At 73.9% G+C, this 17,270-nt stretch carries 5 protein-coding genes; 4 read left to right on the forward strand and 1 reads right to left on the reverse strand.

Annotated features, from left to right (window positions below; genetic code table 11):
- Positions 1 to 97: 97 nt before the first annotated feature.
- Positions 98 to 3,304, reverse strand: a complete 3,207-nt coding sequence (locus tag ACFY0X_RS00530; RefSeq protein WP_387747204.1) for a M28 family peptidase — start codon at positions 3,302 to 3,304, stop codon at positions 98 to 100.
- A gap of 335 nt (positions 3,305 to 3,639) precedes the next feature.
- Here ACFY0X_RS00530 and ACFY0X_RS00535 point away from each other — a divergent pair, with 335 nt between their 5' ends.
- The 4 genes from ACFY0X_RS00535 to ACFY0X_RS00550 all read left to right on the forward strand — a co-directional run bounded on the left by ACFY0X_RS00535 (position 3,640) and on the right by ACFY0X_RS00550 (position 17,253).
- The gene (locus tag ACFY0X_RS00535; RefSeq protein ID WP_387747206.1) at positions 3,640 to 5,073 is read left to right on the forward strand and encodes a helix-turn-helix domain-containing protein; all 1,434 of its coding nucleotides are present in this window, start codon (positions 3,640 to 3,642) and stop codon (positions 5,071 to 5,073) included.
- Positions 5,074 to 5,382: 309 nt separating this feature from the next.
- On the forward strand, positions 5,383 to 6,240 hold the full coding sequence (locus tag ACFY0X_RS00540; protein WP_387747208.1) for a sterol desaturase family protein: 858 nt from the start codon (positions 5,383 to 5,385) through the stop codon (positions 6,238 to 6,240).
- A 71-nt stretch (positions 6,241 to 6,311) separates the two neighbouring features.
- On the forward strand, positions 6,312 to 15,557 hold the full coding sequence (locus ACFY0X_RS00545) for an amino acid adenylation domain-containing protein (RefSeq protein WP_387747210.1): 9,246 nt from the start codon (positions 6,312 to 6,314) through the stop codon (positions 15,555 to 15,557).
- Positions 15,544 to 17,253 carry a phytoene desaturase family protein gene (locus tag ACFY0X_RS00550; protein WP_387747212.1) on the forward strand — a complete coding sequence of 570 codons (1,710 nt, stop codon included), beginning with the start codon at positions 15,544 to 15,546 and terminating at the stop codon, positions 17,251 to 17,253. Before ACFY0X_RS00545 ends, ACFY0X_RS00550 begins: the two co-directional genes overlap by 14 nt.
- Positions 17,254 to 17,270 lie beyond the last annotated feature (17 nt).

Genomic DNA, 17,270 nt, shown 5'->3' on the forward strand with positions numbered 1-17,270 from the left:
GCGCCGTCCGTCACCGGCCCCGAGTACGGCTGCGCCGCGGTCCGTCCCCCTCGACGGACCGCGGCGCAGCGGCTTCACAGGCGTCGGAGCGCCTCGGTCACACCTGCTGCCAGAGCGCGGGGACGATCGGCGGCTCCCAGCCGACCTGGGCGGTGTGGCCCTGGAGGCAGCGGTAGCTGACCCCGTTGTAGGTCACAACGTCACCGGCCTGGTAGGTGGTGCCGGCGGCCCAGGTGCCACCGGGGTTCGGCGTGTCGCCGCCCACCACCAGGGAGAAGCTGGTGCTGTGGGTGGCCGAGCCGGTCCCGGTCAGGGTGATGTTGTACGTCCCGGCGGCGGTCGAGGCGGAGGTGGCGACGGTGAGCGTCGCCGAGCCGCCGGACTGCACCGAGGACGGGTTGAAGGAGACCGTCACCCCGGCCGGGGCGCCCGAGGCGGTCAGGTTGACCGTCTGGGCCGAACCGGAGGTGGTCGAGGTGGCGACCGTCGCGGTGGCGGTCTCACCGGGCTTGACGGTGGCGGTGGTCGGGTTCACCGAGACGGAGAAGTCGTTGGCGGGCGTGGTGCCGCCGACCGAGGTCTTCCAGATGGTGTACGCCACGCCGTCGGCGCTGCGGTTCAGCACCGTCGCGTCGATGTTGTTGGTGGTGTCGCAGGAGGAGTGGTAGCAGGAGTCGTAGGAACGTCCCGCCGTGCCGCCCCACTTGGCCGCCTGCGCCGAGGTCTTGGTGTCGCTGGCGCCGGCCGCGTAGCCCGACGTCGGGATGCCGGCCTGCTGGAAGGAGTAGTCGTCGGAGCGGCCCTGGCCCTCGACGTTCTCCTCCGGCTTGAGGTTCAGCGAGTCCCAGTAGGCCTTCATCGGCGCGGAGGCCGAGGAGTTGATGTTGTTGATGAAGTAGCCGGCGTTGGTCGAGCCGACCATGTCGAAGTTGTAGTACGCCTTGATCGCGGAGCGCTGGGCGGAGCTCAGCTGGCCGACGTAGGACTGCGAGCCCTGCAGGCCCTGCTCCTCACCGGTCCACCAGGCGAACCGGACGTGCCGGGTCAGGCTGGGGTTCTGCTGGGCGAGCGCGAGCGCGTTCTCCAGCAGGGTGGCCGAGCCGGAGCCGTTGTCGTTGATGCCGGGGCCGGCCGAGACGCTGTCCAGATGGGCGCCGAACATGGTGACCTGGTCGGACGGGCCGCCGGGCCAGTCGGCGATCAGGTTGTTGGACTGGTAGGTGCAGGAGGTGCAGGTCTGCTCGGTGACGTTGTAGCCGGCCGCCTGCAGCTTGCCCTTGATGTACGCCACCGACTGGCTGTGCCCGGCGCTGCCCGCCCGGCGGTGGCCGCCGTTCTGGTTGGCGATGCTGTTCAGCTGGGACAGGTGGGCCTGGACCTTGGCGACGTCGATGTCGGGCGCCGGACCGCCGGGGTTGCCCCCGCCGCCGACCGTCAGGCCGTACTGGGCGGTGTGGCTGGTCGAGCCGGCGGTGCCGGTGACGGTGATCTGGTAGGTCCCGGCCACGGCCGCCGCGGAGGCCGCGAGCGTCAGCGTCGAGGAGGAACCCGCCTGCACCGAGGAGGGGTTGAAGGTGGCGGTGACGCCGGCGGGCAGGCCCGAGGCGGTGAGGTTGACGGTCTGGGCGGTGCCGGAGGCGACGGCGGTGGCGACCGTGGCGGTGGTGGAGGCACCGGGCTGGACGGAGCCGGAGGCCGGGTTGAGGGAGAGCGAGAAGTCGCTGTTCCCGGACGGCGTGCAGGTGGGGTCGCCGCTCTGGGCGGGGACGCTGACGGCGTCCCAGGCGGCCTTGGTGCGGGTGAAGAAGGTGCAGGTCGGGTCGAGGTTCTTGGCGGCGGTCAGGGTCGCGGTGCGGTAGCGCTTGTAGGTCATGCCGCTGGTCTTGAGGAGCATGCCGCCGTAGAAGACGCGGCCGGCGTCCTTGATGCCGATGCCGGTGACGGAGGAGTTGTTGCAGGTGGGGCTGGTGGGCTTGCCGCCGCCGGGGTTGGAGCCCTCGGCGAGGAGGTAGAACCAGTGGTTCAGCGGGCCGGCCGCCGCGTGCTCCTCGGTCTGCGGGATGGACGCCGAGTAGCAGTTGGGGTTGTTGCTCACCAGTGAGGGGTTGTACATGTTGCGGATCGGGCCGCTGCCGACCAGGTTGATCATCTCGCCGACGGTGTAGTCCGGGGCGTCGTAGGGGGCGCTCTGGTTGGCGTAGGACTCGGTGAGGGCGCCCATGATGTCGCCGGTGGCCTCGCCCAGGCCGGACTCGTTGTTGGCGCCGCCGGGGGTGTACTGGTCCAGGCCGTGGCCGAACTCGTGGCCCACCACGTCGATGGACGCGATCCACTTGTTGGCCTGGCTGTGGCCGATGGAGACCGTGCTGCCGTCCCAGTAGGCGTTGACGTCGTTGAGCCCGACCTTGACCGGCCAGCTGCCGCCGTTGCCGTTGTGCCCGTTGCGACCGAGCCAGTCGCGGAGCATGTCCCATTCCTTCTGGGCCGCGAACATCGCGTCGCCGCAGCCGGTCTCCTTGCTGGAGGCGCTGCCGTTGCCCCAGGTGTCGCTGGACTTGGAGAAGACCTGGCCGGTGCCGTAGTCGGAACAGGACAGGCCCGGGCGGTTGGGGTCGCGCAGCGAGTACGAGCCCCCCGAGCTGGTGGTGCTGATGCTCGGGGACGGGCCGTTCCACTCGCTGTTGACGGTGCCCGCGCGGACGTCGTCGTAGCTGTCGATCACCTCGCCGGTGGCGGCGTCGACGAAGACGTGCAGGCGGCTGGGGGTGGCGCCGCGGTGCCCGGTGAGGACGCTCTCCCAGGCCAGGCGGGCGCCCTGGCCGTCCTTGACCCGGACGACCAGGCGGGGGGATTCGGCGGCGTCCGCCGTCGGTAGCGCGGTGCGGGCGGTCTTCTCGGCCTGGTCGGCGGGTATCCGGGGGGTGGTGGAGCCGCCGACGGGGCCGGGGGCGGCGGACTGCAGGCCGCGGATCCTGCCCTGGCCGTCGGCGAGGACGACCGCGTCGCCGCCGACCACGGGCAGGCCGTGGTAGCTGCGCTCGTAGGCGACGGAGTAGAGGCCGGCGACCCAGGGCGTGACGGACTTGCGTTCGTAGGTCTCGTCGGGGCCCTTGGCCAGGGCGTCCAGGCCGGCCGCGGTGGCGGCGTCGGCCGCGTTCACGGCCGCGGCCAGCGCGCTCGGCGGGGCCGGGGAGGGGGCGGGCGCGGCGGTGGCCGGCCCCGCGGTGGCGGCGATCATGCCGGCCAGCACGGTCAGGGTGGTCGCTGTGGTCAGCAACCTCCCCGCGGAAATCCTGCGTTGCATCGAGGCTCCTCGCATGTGGGGGTCCTCGACCGCGGACGGTAGGGCTGGTGGCACACCGCAGGGCCGCATGGGGAGGACGGCCGTGCGGACCGTCCGCGCTCGGGTGCCCCGAACCCTCACACGGCGTCATGCCCGGGTCAATGCCTGGTGCGCGGCGGGAAAGGGGTTGGCAAATTCCGTCAAGCTGGGGTTTTCTTCAAGTGGTTGAGACCACGTCATGTACGGGACGGGTGGCGATCGAGTACCGTCCTCGTCATCGGAGTCGTCGGAATCACAGGAATCGTCGGCGGGCCCTGCGACCGGCCGCCGGGGACGACGCGCCCGGGGAGGCAGCCGTGCAGCGGAACCGTGTGGCCCCTGCGGCGGCGGTGCCGGCACCGCCGACCGGCCGCGGGCAGGACGCCTGGCGGGAGTTCGGCGCCCGGCTGCGGCACTGGCGGCGCCGGGCCGGCCTCACCCAGGCGCAGCTCGGCGCCGGGATCGGCTACGACCACACCGCGGTCAGCAGGATCGAGCACGGCGCCCGCCGGGTCACCCCCCGGATCGCCGACCGGATCGACGACCTCCTCGGCGCCGGCGGCGAGTTGAGCGCCGCCTGCCAGCGGGCCGAGAGCGCCGAGCTCCACGTCCCGGACGCCCTCTCGCCCGCGCTGCTCCGGCCCCCGCTGCCCGGCGGGGAGCCGGCCGGCGCGCCCGTCCCGCCCGCGGCCCCCGCTCCGCCGCGGCTGCCCGACTACGGCCTGCTCTGCCCGCTGCACGGCGCCGAGGGCTGCGCCGTCCCCGAGCGGGGGGAACTCGCCGCGCTGCACGCCGAGTTCTGCGCCCCCGAGGCGCTCGCCGACCCGGCCGCCGCGCCCCCGCTGGACGCCGTCACCGCGCACGCGCTGACCGGGCTGCTCGCCGCCCACCTGCGCTCCGGGGAGACCGGCGACCGGCCGGGCCTGGCCGCCGCCGTCGAGCGCACCCTGCGCGCCGTGCTCGCCCGGCTCGCCGCCGCCCCCGCCGCGCAGCGCGGCCCGCTGGTCCGGCTGGCGGCCGAGCACGCCCACGCGGCCGGCGCGCTGCGGATGCAGGACGGCCGCAACGCCACCGCGATGGCCTGCTACGACCGCGCCCTCACCTGGGCCGGCCTGGCCGCGGACCAGCCCACCCAGGTCGGCACGCTCAGCGACATGAGCATCCTGGCCCGGCTGGACGGGGACCCGGTCGCCGCCCTCGGCTACGCCCGCGAGATCGAACGGGTCGCCCCGGACCGGCACTGGGCCGGGGCGATGGGCCGGATCAGCCGGGCCCGGGCGTACGCCCTCACCGGCGACGTGCGGGCGACCGTCCGGCAGATCGGCCTGGCCCGGGCGCACCTGGACCACATCGGCGCGGAGGACGAGGTCGACGTGCCGTGGCTGTCCATCGCCTCGATGCGGATGCGGGTCGAGTCCGCGGCGGCCGCCGCGCTGCGCGACCTCGCCGCGGCCACCGACGACCCCCGGCTGGCCCGCCGGGCGCTGAACGCCACCGAGACGGCCCTGGGCCTGCTCGGCCCGGACCAGCTGCCCTCCAGCCGCCTGCTCTTCACCGTCCGGGCGGCCGACTGCCACGTCTGCGCGCACGACCCGGCGACGGCCGTCGAACTGCTCGGCCCCGCCCTGGCGGCGACCGGCGCGACCGCGCTGCCCGCGCTGGTCGAGTACGAGCTGCGCGGTCTGCGCGACCGTCTCGCGGCGCACGCGCCCCGTGCCGCACACCGACTGGTGGAGCCGGCCCGGTCCTGACCGGGTGGTGGTCCGGGGGGCCGCGGCGGCGTCCGTCCCGGTTGGCCGGATCGGTGGCGGCGCAGGGCGGCGTGGAAGGGGCGCACACCAGCGCCCGTTCGCCTGAACAACCGAGTCCGCACGCCGCCAACTCCCGGCTCTTCTCGAAAATGCGCCCCCTTCGCGCCGCTCAGACGTCAACTTCGTGCGCGTATAGTCCGCCGATCGGGTCATTCATGGAGTTAACACGTCGAATGACTGTCACGACGCGTGTCTGCCGCTAGAGTCTCTGACGTTTCCAGTCGTTAGTCCGCGAAGAACGGGGGGCGCGTGCTGTCAGCCATTGCCCGCCGGCTCGCCCATCCGCTGCTGCTCCTGGGTGTGCTGTGCACGGCCGTCGCGACCCTGCACTTCCGCTGGGCGCCGGACCGGGTCTCCCCGCTCTTCCTGGTCACCGTCATCGGATATCTGGCGGTCCTGGAGCGGGTGATCCCGTACCGGACCGAATGGCACCCGAGCCGACGCGAACTCGGCTGGTACAGCGTCTACTTCGTGCTGAGCATGGTCGGCGGCGCACTGGCCCAGGGGCTGGTCACGACGCTGGTGGAGGTGCTCGGCCCGGCCCACCCGGCGCTGCCGTTCGCGGTGGAGATCCCACTCGCGCTGCTGGTCGGCTCGCTCGGCGACTACCTCGTGCACCGCTGGTCCCACCGCAACCGGTGGCTCTGGCGGCTGCACGGGGTGCACCACGTCCCGGACAAGGTGAACGTCGCGAACAACGGCGTGAATCATTTCCTGGACGTGCTCGTCGCCCAGTCCGTGGTCCAACTGTCACTGGCGCTGATCGGATTCTCCCCGGATTCGGTGTTCGTGGTCGGAATATTCGTGCTTGCCCAGGGGTATTTCGTCCACGCCAACATCGATGTCCGAATCGGTCTGCTCGGCCACGTCCTGGCCGGCCCGGAACTCCACCGCCTGCACCACAGCACCGACCTCGCCGAAGCGGGCCACTACGCCTCGGACCTCTCGCTCTGGGACCACGTGTTCGGGAGCTTCACCTGGCGGCCCGGCAGAGTGCCGAAGGCCGTCGGCCTCACCGACCCGGCCGCGTTCCCCGCCACCGGGGAGCTCGGCGCCACCCTGCTGCACCCCTGGCGCCGGGCGAAGGCCACCGAGCAGTCCGTCTGAACCCCGGCCCGTGAGGCCGCCCCCCACCTGCCCGTGCCCCCGGCGCCACGCCTTCACCCTCGGAATGGATCATGACCTCCTCGCCCTTCGCCGTGCCCCGCGAGCGCATCGCGATCACCGGTATCGGCTGCCGCCTGCCGGGACACGCCAACGACCACCGCTCCTACTGGCGCAACCTGATCGAGGGCCGGGACTGTCTCACCGAGACGCCCGCCGACCGCTACGACACCGGCACCCTGGGCAGCAGGGACCGGGCCAAGCCGGGGCGGCTGATCGGCGGCCGGGGCGGCTACATCGACGGCTTCGACACCTTCGACCCGGACTTCTTCGGGATCAGCCCGCGCGAGGCCGAACACATGGACCCGCAGCAGCGCAAGCTCCTGGAGGTCAGCTGGGAGGCCCTGGAGGACGGCGGCCTGCGCCCCGGCGAACTGGCCGGCCGGGAGGTCGGCGTCTACATGGGCGCCTTCACCCTGGACTGGAAGATCCTCCAGTTCGCCGACCTCGACTTCGCCACCATCGCGGCGCACACCGCCACCGGCACCATGATGACGATGGTGTCCAACCGGATCTCGCACTGCTTCGACTTCCGCGGGCCCAGCGTCTCGATCGACACCGCGTGCAGCTCCTCGCTGGTCGCGGTCCACCTCGCCTGCCAGAGCCTGCTCCGCGGCGAGACCGAACTCGCCCTGGCCGGCGGCGCCCTGCTGCACATGGCGCCGCAGTACACGATCGCCGAGACGAAGGGCGGCTTCCTCTCCGCGGACGGCCGCTCGCGCGCCTTCGACGCCTCCGCCGACGGCTACGTCCGGGCCGAGGGCGTCGGCGTGGTCGTGCTCAAGCGGCTCTCCGACGCGCTGCGCGACGGGGACCCGGTGCACGCCGTCATCCTCGGCACCGGCGTCAACCAGGACGGCCGCACCAACGGCATCACCGTCCCCAGCGCGGACGCCCAGGTCACCCTGATCGAGCGGGTCTGCGCCGAGGCCGGGGTGCGGCCCGGCAGCCTCCAGTACGTCGAGGCGCACGGCACCTCCACCCCGGTCGGCGACCCGATCGAGGCCGCCGCCCTGGGCCGGGTGCTCGGCATCGGCCGCCGCGCCGGGGAGCGCTGCTACGTCGGCTCGGTCAAGACCAACATCGGGCACACCGAGGCGGCGGCCGGCGTCGCCGGACTGATCAAGACCGCGCTCGCGATCAAGCACCGCCGCATCCCGCCGCACCTCAACCTGGAGCAGCCCAACCCCGGCATCGACCTGGACGCGCTGCCGTTCGAGATCCCGACCGCCCCGGTGGACTGGCCCGAACACCGGGGCCCGGCCCGCGCCGGCGTCAACTCCTTCGGCTTCGGCGGCACCAACGCCCACGTCCTGCTGGAGGAGCCGCCGCGGCCCGCGCCCGCCGTACCGGCCGCCGAACCGGCCCGCACGGTGCTGCCGCTGAGCACCAAGGACACCGCCGGACTGCCCGAACTGGCCGCCGCCGTACGGCAGGAGCTCGCCGACGGGGTGTCCCTGGCCGACCTCGGCCACACCCTGGCGCACCGCCGCCAGCACCTGCCCGAGCGGCTCGGGGTGGTCTACTCCACCCGGGAGGACCTGGCCGAGGCGCTGGCCGCGTACGAGCGCGGCGAGGAGCACCCCCGGGTGGTCCAGGGCCGCGCCCGGGAGCGCCGGCAGCGCCGACTGGCCTGGGTGTTCACCGGCATGGGCCCGCAGTGGTGGGGGATGGGCCGGGGGCTGTACGAGCACGAGCCGGTCTACCGGGAGGCCGTGCAGGCCGTCGACCGGGAGATCCGCGCCCAGGCCGACTGGTCGCTGCTGACCGAGCTGGGCCGCCCCGAAGCGGACTCCCGGATGGCCGAGACCTGGCTGGCCCAGCCCGCCAACTTCGCCGTCCAGGTAGGGCTTTCGGCGCTCTGGCGGAGCCACGGCCTGCGCCCCGACGCGGTGGTCGGCCACAGCACCGGCGAGGTCGCCGCCTTCCACGAGGCCGGGGTGTACGACCTGGCCGACGCCGTCCGGGTGGTGCTCGCCCGCAGTCGGCTCCAGCAGCGCCTGGCCGGTACCGGCACCATGCTCGCGGTCGGCCTGCCGGAGGCCGAGGCCGAGCGCCGGATCCGCCCGTACCGCTCGCTGGTCTCGCTCGGCGCGGTCAACAGCCCCTCCGCGGTGACCCTGGCCGGGGACGCCGAGGCGCTGGCCGAACTGGCCGAGGAACTGCGCGGACAGGGCGTCTTCGCCCGTCTGCTGGACGTCGAAGTCCCCTACCACAGCGTGCGGATGGACCCGATCCGGGACGAGCTGGTGGCCGCGCTCGCCGCCATCAAGCCGCAGGAGGCGCGGCTGCCGCTGTACCTGACCGCCCGCGAGGGCCTCGCCCGCGGGCCGGAGCTGGACGGCGAGTACTGGTGGCAGAACGTCCGCAACCCGGTCCGCTTCCGGGCCGCCGTCGAGCGGATGGCCGAGGACGGCCACGGGCTGTTCCTGGAGCTCGGCCCGCACCCGGTGCTCGGCCACGCGATCCGCGAGTGCGCCGAGCAGGCGCACACCCTGCCGTCGATCCGCCGGCAGCAGGACGAGCCCGAGCGCTTCGCCCGCAGCCTCGCCGAACTGCACACCCTCGGCGTCGAGTTGAGCTGGAACGCGCTGCACCCGGGCGGCCGCCCGGTGCCGCTGCCCCGCTACCCCTGGCGGCGCGACCGGTACTGGGTGGAGCCCGCGCCGGTCGCGCAGGTCCGGCTCGGCCGGCTCGACCACCCGCTGCTCGGCCGCCGCACCGCCGCCGCCCAGCCCGGCTGGACCGGCACGCTCGACCCCGAGCGGCTGCCCTACCTCACCGACCACCGGATCGAGGGCCAGGTGGTCTTCCCGGCCGCCGGGTACCTGGAGATGGCCGCCCAGGCCGTCCGCACCCTGACCGGCGGCACCGAGGTCACGCTGGCCGAGGTCGAACTCAACCGGGCGCTGTTCCTCTCCGAGACCGAGCCCGTTCCCGTCCAGCTCGGCTACTCGCCCGAGGACGCCCGCTTCACCGTCGCCTCCACCCCCGCCGGCGGCGAACCGACCGTGCACGCCGGCGGCCGGGTCCGCACCGGCCAGCGCCGCTCCTACGGGCCCGCGCCGGACATCGACGCCCTGCGCGCCCGCGGACGGCACCTGGACGGCCCGGACTGCTACCGGCGACTGGCCGCGCGCGGCTACGACTACGGGCCCGCCTTCCAGACCATCGCCGAGGTGTGGGCCGGCCCCGGCGAGGCGCTGGCCCTGGTCCGGCCGACCGCGCAGCTCGGCCCGGACGCGGCCGACCACCACCTGCACCCGGTGCTGCTGGACGGCTGCTTCCAGACCCTGCTCACCACCCAGCTGGAGGCGCCCGAGGGCGGCAGCGTCCGGCTCCCCGTCTCGATCGAGGAGGTCCGGCTCGACGGGACCGGCGACCGCCCGCTGTGGGTGCACGCCACCGTCACCCGGGACACCGGCGAGGAGCTCGTCGGCGACCTCGCGCTCTACGCCGAGGACGGCACCCCGGTCGGCAGGGTCACCGGCTTCCGGGTCGCCGACGTCGCCCAGGCCCCCGCCTCCGTCGGGCTCGCCACCATCGACGGCTGGCTCACCGAGGTCGCCTGGGTGGCCGCCGCCGGACCGGCCGCCGACGAGGACCCCGGCGACCTGCTGCTGTTCGCCGACGAGGGCGGCCTCGCCGAGCGGCTGGCCGCACTGGCCGCCGGGCGCGGCGCCCGCTGCCACCTGGTCCGGCCCGGCACCGGGTACCGGCACGACGAGGGGCGCTCGACCGTCCGGCCCGACTCCGCCGAGGACCTCCAGCGGCTCTTCGCGGACCTGGACAGAGGGTTCGCCACCGTCGTCCACCTCTGGAACCTCGACCAGCCCGCGCTGGCCGCCACCTCCGCCGACCGGCTCGGCCCGCTCGCCACGCTCGGCGCCTACTCCCTGATCACCCTTGCCCAGGCCCTGTCCGCCGCCCGCCCGGACGGCCGGCTGCACATCGTCACCCGGGGCACCCAGCCCGCCGCCCCCGGCGACCGGGTCGAACCGCTCGGCGCCCCCGCCTGGGGCATCGGCCGGGTGCTCTGGCAGCAGGAACTCGTCGCCCAGCACGGCACCCTGATCGACCTCGACCCGGCCGTCGAGGCCGCCGACCAGGCCGAGGCGCTGCTCGCCGAACTCGCCGCCCGGGACGAGCAGGAGATCGCCCTGCGGGCCGGCGGCCGGCTCACCAGTCGGCTGCGGCAGGCCGAGGGCCTCACCCGCCCGCTGCCGCCGGTCCTGCGCCCCGACGGCAGCTACCTGGTCACCGGGGCCTTCGGCGCCCTCGGCCGGCTGCTCTGCCGCACCCTCGTCCGGCGCGGCGCCCGGCGGCTGGTCCTGGTCGGCCGCACCGCCCTGCCCGAGCGCTCCCAGTGGGCGCACACCGACCCGGACAGCCCCGTCGGTGAGCGGATCGCCTTCCTGCGCGAACTCCAGGCGCTCGGCGCCGAACCGCTGCTCGCCCCCGTCGACGTCACCGACGAGACCGCCCTCGCGGACTGGCTCGCCGACTACCGGCAGCGCCAACTCCCGCCGATCCGGGGCGTGTTCCACCTCGCCGGGCAGGTCAAGGACACCCTGCTGGCCCAGATGGACCGCCCGTCCTTCGACGCCGGCTACGCCCCCAAGGTGATCGGCGCCCACCTGCTGCACCGGCTGCTGCGCGACGAACCGCTCGACCACTTCGTGCTGTTCGCCTCCGTCGCCTCGCTGCTCACCACTGCCGGACAGACCAACTACGCGGCCGGCAACGCCTTCCTGGACGCCCTCGCCCACCACCGCCGGGCCGAGGGGCTGCCCGGGCTCAGCCTGGACTGGGGCCCCTGGGCCACCGGCATGATCGAGGAGCTGGGCCTGGTCGCCCACTACCGCGACGCCCGCGGCATGAGCTCGCTGCCGCCGGACGCCGGAACGGCCGTCCTGGAGCGCGTCCTCGGCCAGGACCGCGCCCAGCTGCTGGTCGCCACCGTGGTCGACTGGCCGACCTTCCTCGCCTGGTACCCGGCGCCGCCGCCGCTGGTCGCCGACCTGGCGGCGAGCGCCGCCGAACAGGCCCCGGCCGAGACCGGCGGCTTCCTGGACGCCTACCGCGCCGCCGACCCGCAGGCCCGCCGGGAGCTGGTCACCGAGCGGTTCACCGCCGCCGCCGCGGCCGTGCTGCGGATCGGCGCCGAGCGGATCGACGCGGAGACCAGGCTCGGCGCACACGGCCTGGACTCGCTGCTCGCGATGGAGCTGCGCGCCCGGGTGCACGGCGAACTCGGCGTCGCCCTCCCGGTGGTGGCCCTGCTCAGCAACGGCACCGTCGGCGACCTGGTCGACCTGCTCACCGAGGGCCTGGCCGAGCGGCTCGCCGCCGACGGCGGCCCGGCCGAGGCCGAGGTGGAGCTGTACACCGACGAGTCCCGCTTCCCGCTCACCCACAACCAGCAGGCGCTCTGGTTCCTGCGCCTGCTCCACCCGGACGGCTTCGCGTACAACATCGGCGGCGCCGTCGAGGTCCGCGCCGAGCTCGACCCGGAGCTGATGTTCGGGGCCTTCCGCTTCCTCGTCGCCCGGCACCCCGAGCTGCGCGCCGCCTTCACGGCCGAGGAGGGCCGGCCGGTCCAGCGGATCCGGGAGGACGCCGAGGCCGACACCGGGCTGTTCGACGTCGAGGGCCGGCCGTGGGAGGAGATCCACGACCTGATCGTCCGCGAGTACCGGCGGCCGTACGACCTGGCCGAGGACCCGCTGGTGCGGCTGCGGCTGTTCCGGCGCGGCCCGGACCGCTGGGTGCTGATGAAGGCCGTCCACCACATCGTCTCGGACGCGATCTCCACCTTCACCTTCATCGAGGAGCTGTTCGAGGTCTACGAGGCGCTGCGCCAGGGCCGCACCCCGGAACTGCCCCCGGTGCCCGCCCGCTACCTGGACTTCCTCAACCGCCAGAACCGCTTCCTGGCCGGGCCCGAGGCCCGGCGGATGCTCGACTACTGGCGCGGCCACCTGCCGGCCGAGATGCCGGTGCTGGCGCTGCCCACCGACAAGCCGCGCCCGGCCGTGCAGACCCACAACGGCGCCTCCGAGTTCTTCCGGCTCGACGCCGACCTCACCGCCAGGGTCCACGAGCTGGCCCGCGCCAACGGCGCCACCCCGTTCATGGTGCTGCTCAGCGCCTACTACCTGCTGCTGCACCGCTGGTCCGGGCAGCCGGACATCGTGGTCGGCAGCCCGGTCACCGGCCGCACCGAGGAGGAGTTCGCCTCCGTCTACGGCTACTTCGTCAACCCGCTGCCGCTGCACGTGAGCCTGGCCGGGGAGCCGACCGTCGCCGAACTGCTCTCCCGGGTGCGGGAGAGCGTGCTCGGCGGGCTGGACAACCAGGAGTACCCCTTCCCGCTGCTGGTCGAGCAGCTCGGGCTCCAGCACGACCCGAGCCGCTCCGCGGTGTTCCAGGCGATGTTCATCCTGCTCACCCACAAGGTTGCCGTGGAGCGCTTCGGCTACCGCCTGGAGTACATCGAACTGCCCGAGGAGGAAGGACAGTTCGACCTCACGCTGTCCGCCTACGAGGACCGTTCGGACGGCTGCTTCCACTGCGTCTTCAAGTACAACTCCGACCTCTTCGAGCCCGCCACCGTCCAGCGGCTGGCCGCCCACTACCGCAACCTGCTGGACGCCATGACCCGCGCCGCCGAGAGCGAGCCGGTCGGCCGGCTGCGGATGCTGGGCGAGGCCGAACGGCGGGAGATCCTCACCGGCTTCAGCGGCGCCGGGCACCGGATCGAGCACGGCACCCCGGTGCCGGAGCTGATCGCCAAGGCCGCCGCCGAGCGGCCGGAGGCCGTCGCGGTGGTCGCGCCCGGCCGGGACGCCGTCCGCCGGCTGACCTACGGCGAGCTGGACCGGCAGGCCCGGCGCGCCGCCGTACGCCTGCGCGAACTCGGCGTCGGCGAGGGCTCGGTGGTCGCGGTCTGCCTGGACAAGTCGCCCGAGCTGATCACCACCCTGCTGGCGATCTGGCGGGCCGGCGCCGCCTACCTGCCGCTCGACCCCGGACACCCGGCCGACCGGCTCGCCCACCAGGTGGCCGACGCCGGAGCGGAGCTGGTGGTGGTCGACCAGCGGCGCCCGCTGGTGGCCGACCTGCCCGCCCGGCCGGTCACCCTGGAGGAGCTGGACCGGCCGGTGCCGGACGGCGCCGCGGCGCTGCCCGCCGCCGACCCGGACCGGGCCGCCTACGTGATCCACACCTCGGGCTCCACCGGCCGTCCGAAGGGGGTCCGGGTCGACCACCGCAACCTGGCCGCCGTCACCGCCGGCTGGCGCGCCGAGTACCGGCTGGACACCGAGGTGCGGGTGCACCTCCAGATGGCCGGTACCGCCTTCGACGTGTTCTCCGGCGACCTCGCCCGGGCGCTCAGCACCGGCGGCACCCTCGTCCTGGTCGACCGGGAACTGCTCTTCGACACCGCCCGGCTGTACCGGGTGATGCGCGAGGAGGCCGTGGACGGTGGCGAGTTCGTGCCCGCGGTGGCCCGCGCACTGCTGGCGCACTGCGAGCGGGAGGGCCTGACGCTGGACTTCCTGCGGCTGCTGATCGTCGGCTCCGACTCCTGGAAGGCCGCCGAACACCAGCGGGTGCGCGCCCTGTGCGGCCCGCGGACCCGGCTGGTCAACTCCTACGGGCTCACCGAGGCCAGCGTCGACAGCACCTACTACGAGGGCGCGACCGACCGGCTGGAACCCGGCCGGATGGTGCCGATCGGACGGCCGTTCCCGAACAGCGCGGTGTACGTCCTGGACCCCTACGGCGAGCCCGTCCCGGCGGGCGTGCCCGGCGAGCTGTGGATCGGCGGCGCGGGCGTCGCGGCCGGCTACCCCAACGACCCGGAGCAGACCGCCCGGCGCTTCGTCACCCTGGAGCTCGACGGAACGCCCCTGCGGCTCTACCGCACCGGCGACCTCGGCCACTGGGACACCGCCGGCACCCTGCACCTGCTCGGCCGGATCGACAACCAGGTCAAGGTCCGCGGCCACCGGATCGAGCTGGGCGAGATCGAGGCCCACCTCACCGCCCGCCCGGAACTCGCCCAGGCCTGCGTGGCCGTCCGGCAGGACGCCCGGGGCGAGGCCGTCCTCGCCGCCTACGTGGTGCCCGCCGAGGGCACCGCGCTGGACCGCCGCGAACTGCGCCGCCACCTGGCCGAGCACCTGCCCACCGTGATGATCCCCTCCTACCTCACCGAACTGCCCGCCCTGCCGCTCACCCCGAACGGCAAGGTGGACCTCGCGGCGCTGCCCGAGCCGAAGGCCGACACCGCCGGGGCCCAGCACGAACCACCCGTCACGCTCTACGAGACGAGGGTCGCCGAGCACTGGCGGAACCTGCTCGGCCTGGAGCAGGTCGGCCTCCAGCACGACTTCTTCGAACTCGGCGGCAGCTCGATCCGGCTGATCGAGCTGATCCACCACCTCCAGAGCGAGTTCAACATCAGCATCCCGGTCGGCCTGCTGTTCAAGGTCACCACCCTGCACGGGATGGCCCGCACCGTCGAACAGATCATCACCGGCGAGGTGGCCGGCGGCGAGCCCTACCTCTGGTTCAACGCCGGGGCGCCCGAGGACCGAACGGTGTTCTGCTTCCCGCCGGCCGGCGGGCACGGACTGGTCTACCGGCAGCTCGCCGCGCACCTCCCGGAGCACCGGATCGCCTCCTTCAACTACCTGACCGGCGACGACAAGACCGCCCGCTACGCGGACCTGGTCGAGGAACTGCACGCCGCCGGGCCGTACGTCCTGCTCGGCTACTCGCTCGGCGGCAACCTCGCCTTCGAGGTGGCCAAGGAGCTGGAACGGCGCGGACGAGAGGTGGCCTCGGTGCTGCTGGTGGACGCCTACCGGGTCACCGAGGCCTTCGACCTCGGCGAGGAGCACCTGGCCGTCTTCGAACGCGAACTCCACGAGCACCTGCACCGCCACACCGGCTCACGGATCGTCGCCCAGGAGACCATCGAACAGGCCAGGGACTACCTGGAGTTCAGCAGCCGAACGCCCAACACCGGCACGGTGAAGGCCCAGTTGGACGTCGTCTGCGAATCCGACCGGCTCTCGGTGCACGTGGCCGGCGAGCCCGGCTCCTGGCACGGCGCCTCCACCACGGGCACCGCGGTGTACGTCGGGCACGGCGCCCACGCCGAGATGCTCGACGGGGAGTTCGCGGCCCGCAACGCCGAACTGGCGGGCTCCATCCTGGCCGGAGGGACCGCCGATGGCCGCGGCTGACCGCGGACCGGACTGGTCCACCAGGGAGCGGGCCCCCGGCAGCCCGCCCCGGGTCATCGTGATCGGAGCCGGCCTGGCCGGCCTCGCCACCGGCTGCTACGCGCAGATGAGCGGCTTGGAGACCCGGATCTTCGAGAAGCACGTGCTGCCCGGCGGCTGCTGCACCGCGTGGTCCCGGCACGGCTACCTGTTCGACTACTGCATCGACTGGCTGATCGGCACCGCCGAGGGCACCGGGGCGCACCAGGTCTGGAGCGAACTCGGCGCCCTGGACGGCAAGTCGGTGACCCGCTTCGACACCTTCAACCGGGTCGTCGACGAACACGGCCGGGCCGTCACCTTCTACGGCGACCCGGACCGGCTGGAGGCCCACCTGCTGGCCCTCGCACCCGGCGACGCCAAGCCGATCCGGGCCTTCTGCCGGGACCTGCGCCGCTTCGCCGCGATCGAGCTGCCCTGGGACCTCATCCCGCCGCCGCTGCGCACCCCGGCGGAACGGCTGCGCACCCTGCGCACCGTGCTGCCCGCGTTCCGGCTGTTCTGGCGCACCGCGACCACCCCGATGAGCGGCTTCGCCGAGCGCTTCCAGGACCCGCTGCTGCGGCGGGCGTTCCCCAACATGTTCCTCCAGGAGCCCGCGGGCTTCCCGCTGCTGCCGTACCTGTACACCCTGGCGGCCGCCCACAACGGCAACGCCGGGTTCCCGCAGGGCGGTTCGCTCGGGCTGGCCCGCTCGGTGGAGGAGCGCTACACCTCGCTCGGCGGGGTGATCGGCTACCGCTGCCGGGTGGAGCGCGTCCTGATCGAGGACGGGCGCGCGATCGGGGTGGAGCTCCGGGACGGCTCACGGCACTACGCCGACCACGTGGTGGCCGCCTGCGACGGCCCGACGGTGCTCGAACGGCTGCTGGAGGGCCGCTACTCCAGCCCCGCCACCGAGAAGCTGTACGGCGAACTGCTCGACAAGCCGGGCAACCTGTACCCGGCCGTGGTGTCCGCCTTCGTCGGCATCGACGGCCCGCTGCCCGCGGGCGAGCCGCACAGCACCACCTACCTGCTGGCGCCCGAGGACGGCGCGCGGCTGCCCGGCTCGCTCCAGCGCAGCCTGGTGGTGCAGATGCGCTCCTCCTACGCGGACGGCTTCGCGCCGCCGGGCAAGTCGGTGCTGCACTGCACCTACTTCAGCGACTACCGCTCCTGGAAGGACCTGCGGACCGAGGACCGCCGGGCCTACCGGGCGCGCAAGCAGGAAGTCGCGGCGTTCGTCCGGGAGTTCCTGGAGCGGACCTACCCCGGGCTCGGCGGGCGGATCGAACTCGTGGACGTGGCCTCGCCGGTGACCACCGAGCGGTTCACCGGCAACACCTACGGCAGCATCCTCGCCTGGCAGGCCTTCTCCGAGGCGGAGGACGCCGCCAACCGGCTGGTCAACCGGGACCGGATGCGGCTGCCCGGGCTGAGCGGCTTCTCCATGGCGGGCCAGTGGACCGCGCTCGGCGGGCTGATCCGGGCCGCCACCAGCGGACGGTTCGCCGCGCAGTACCTCTGCCGGGAGCTCGGCCGGCCGTTCCGGGCCTGGCCCAGCGACAACCGGGAGCCGTGGCACGCGGGCAAGTGGGGCCGCCTGCCGCAACTCGACCGGGCCACCGTGGGGCAGCCGGATGTGGGAGTGGCGGAAGTGGGAGTGGCGGAGTGAGCGGGACGACGACCGGC

Source organism: Kitasatospora sp. NPDC001547 (assembly GCF_042894165.1).
Classification (GTDB): Bacteria; Actinomycetota; Actinomycetes; order Streptomycetales; family Streptomycetaceae; genus Kitasatospora.

What these genes read in the sequence shown, in the direction of transcription:
- ACFY0X_RS00545 (WP_387747210.1), top strand. Translation starts at nt 6,312, where the DNA reads ATGACCTCCTCGCCCTTCGCCGTGCCCCGCGAGCGCATCGCGATCACC.
- ACFY0X_RS00530 (WP_387747204.1), bottom strand. Translation starts at nt 3,304, where the DNA reads ATGCAACGCAGGATTTCCGCGGGGAGGTTGCTGACCACAGCGACCACC.
- ACFY0X_RS00550 (WP_387747212.1), top strand. Translation starts at nt 15,544, where the DNA reads ATGGCCGCGGCTGACCGCGGACCGGACTGGTCCACCAGGGAGCGGGCC.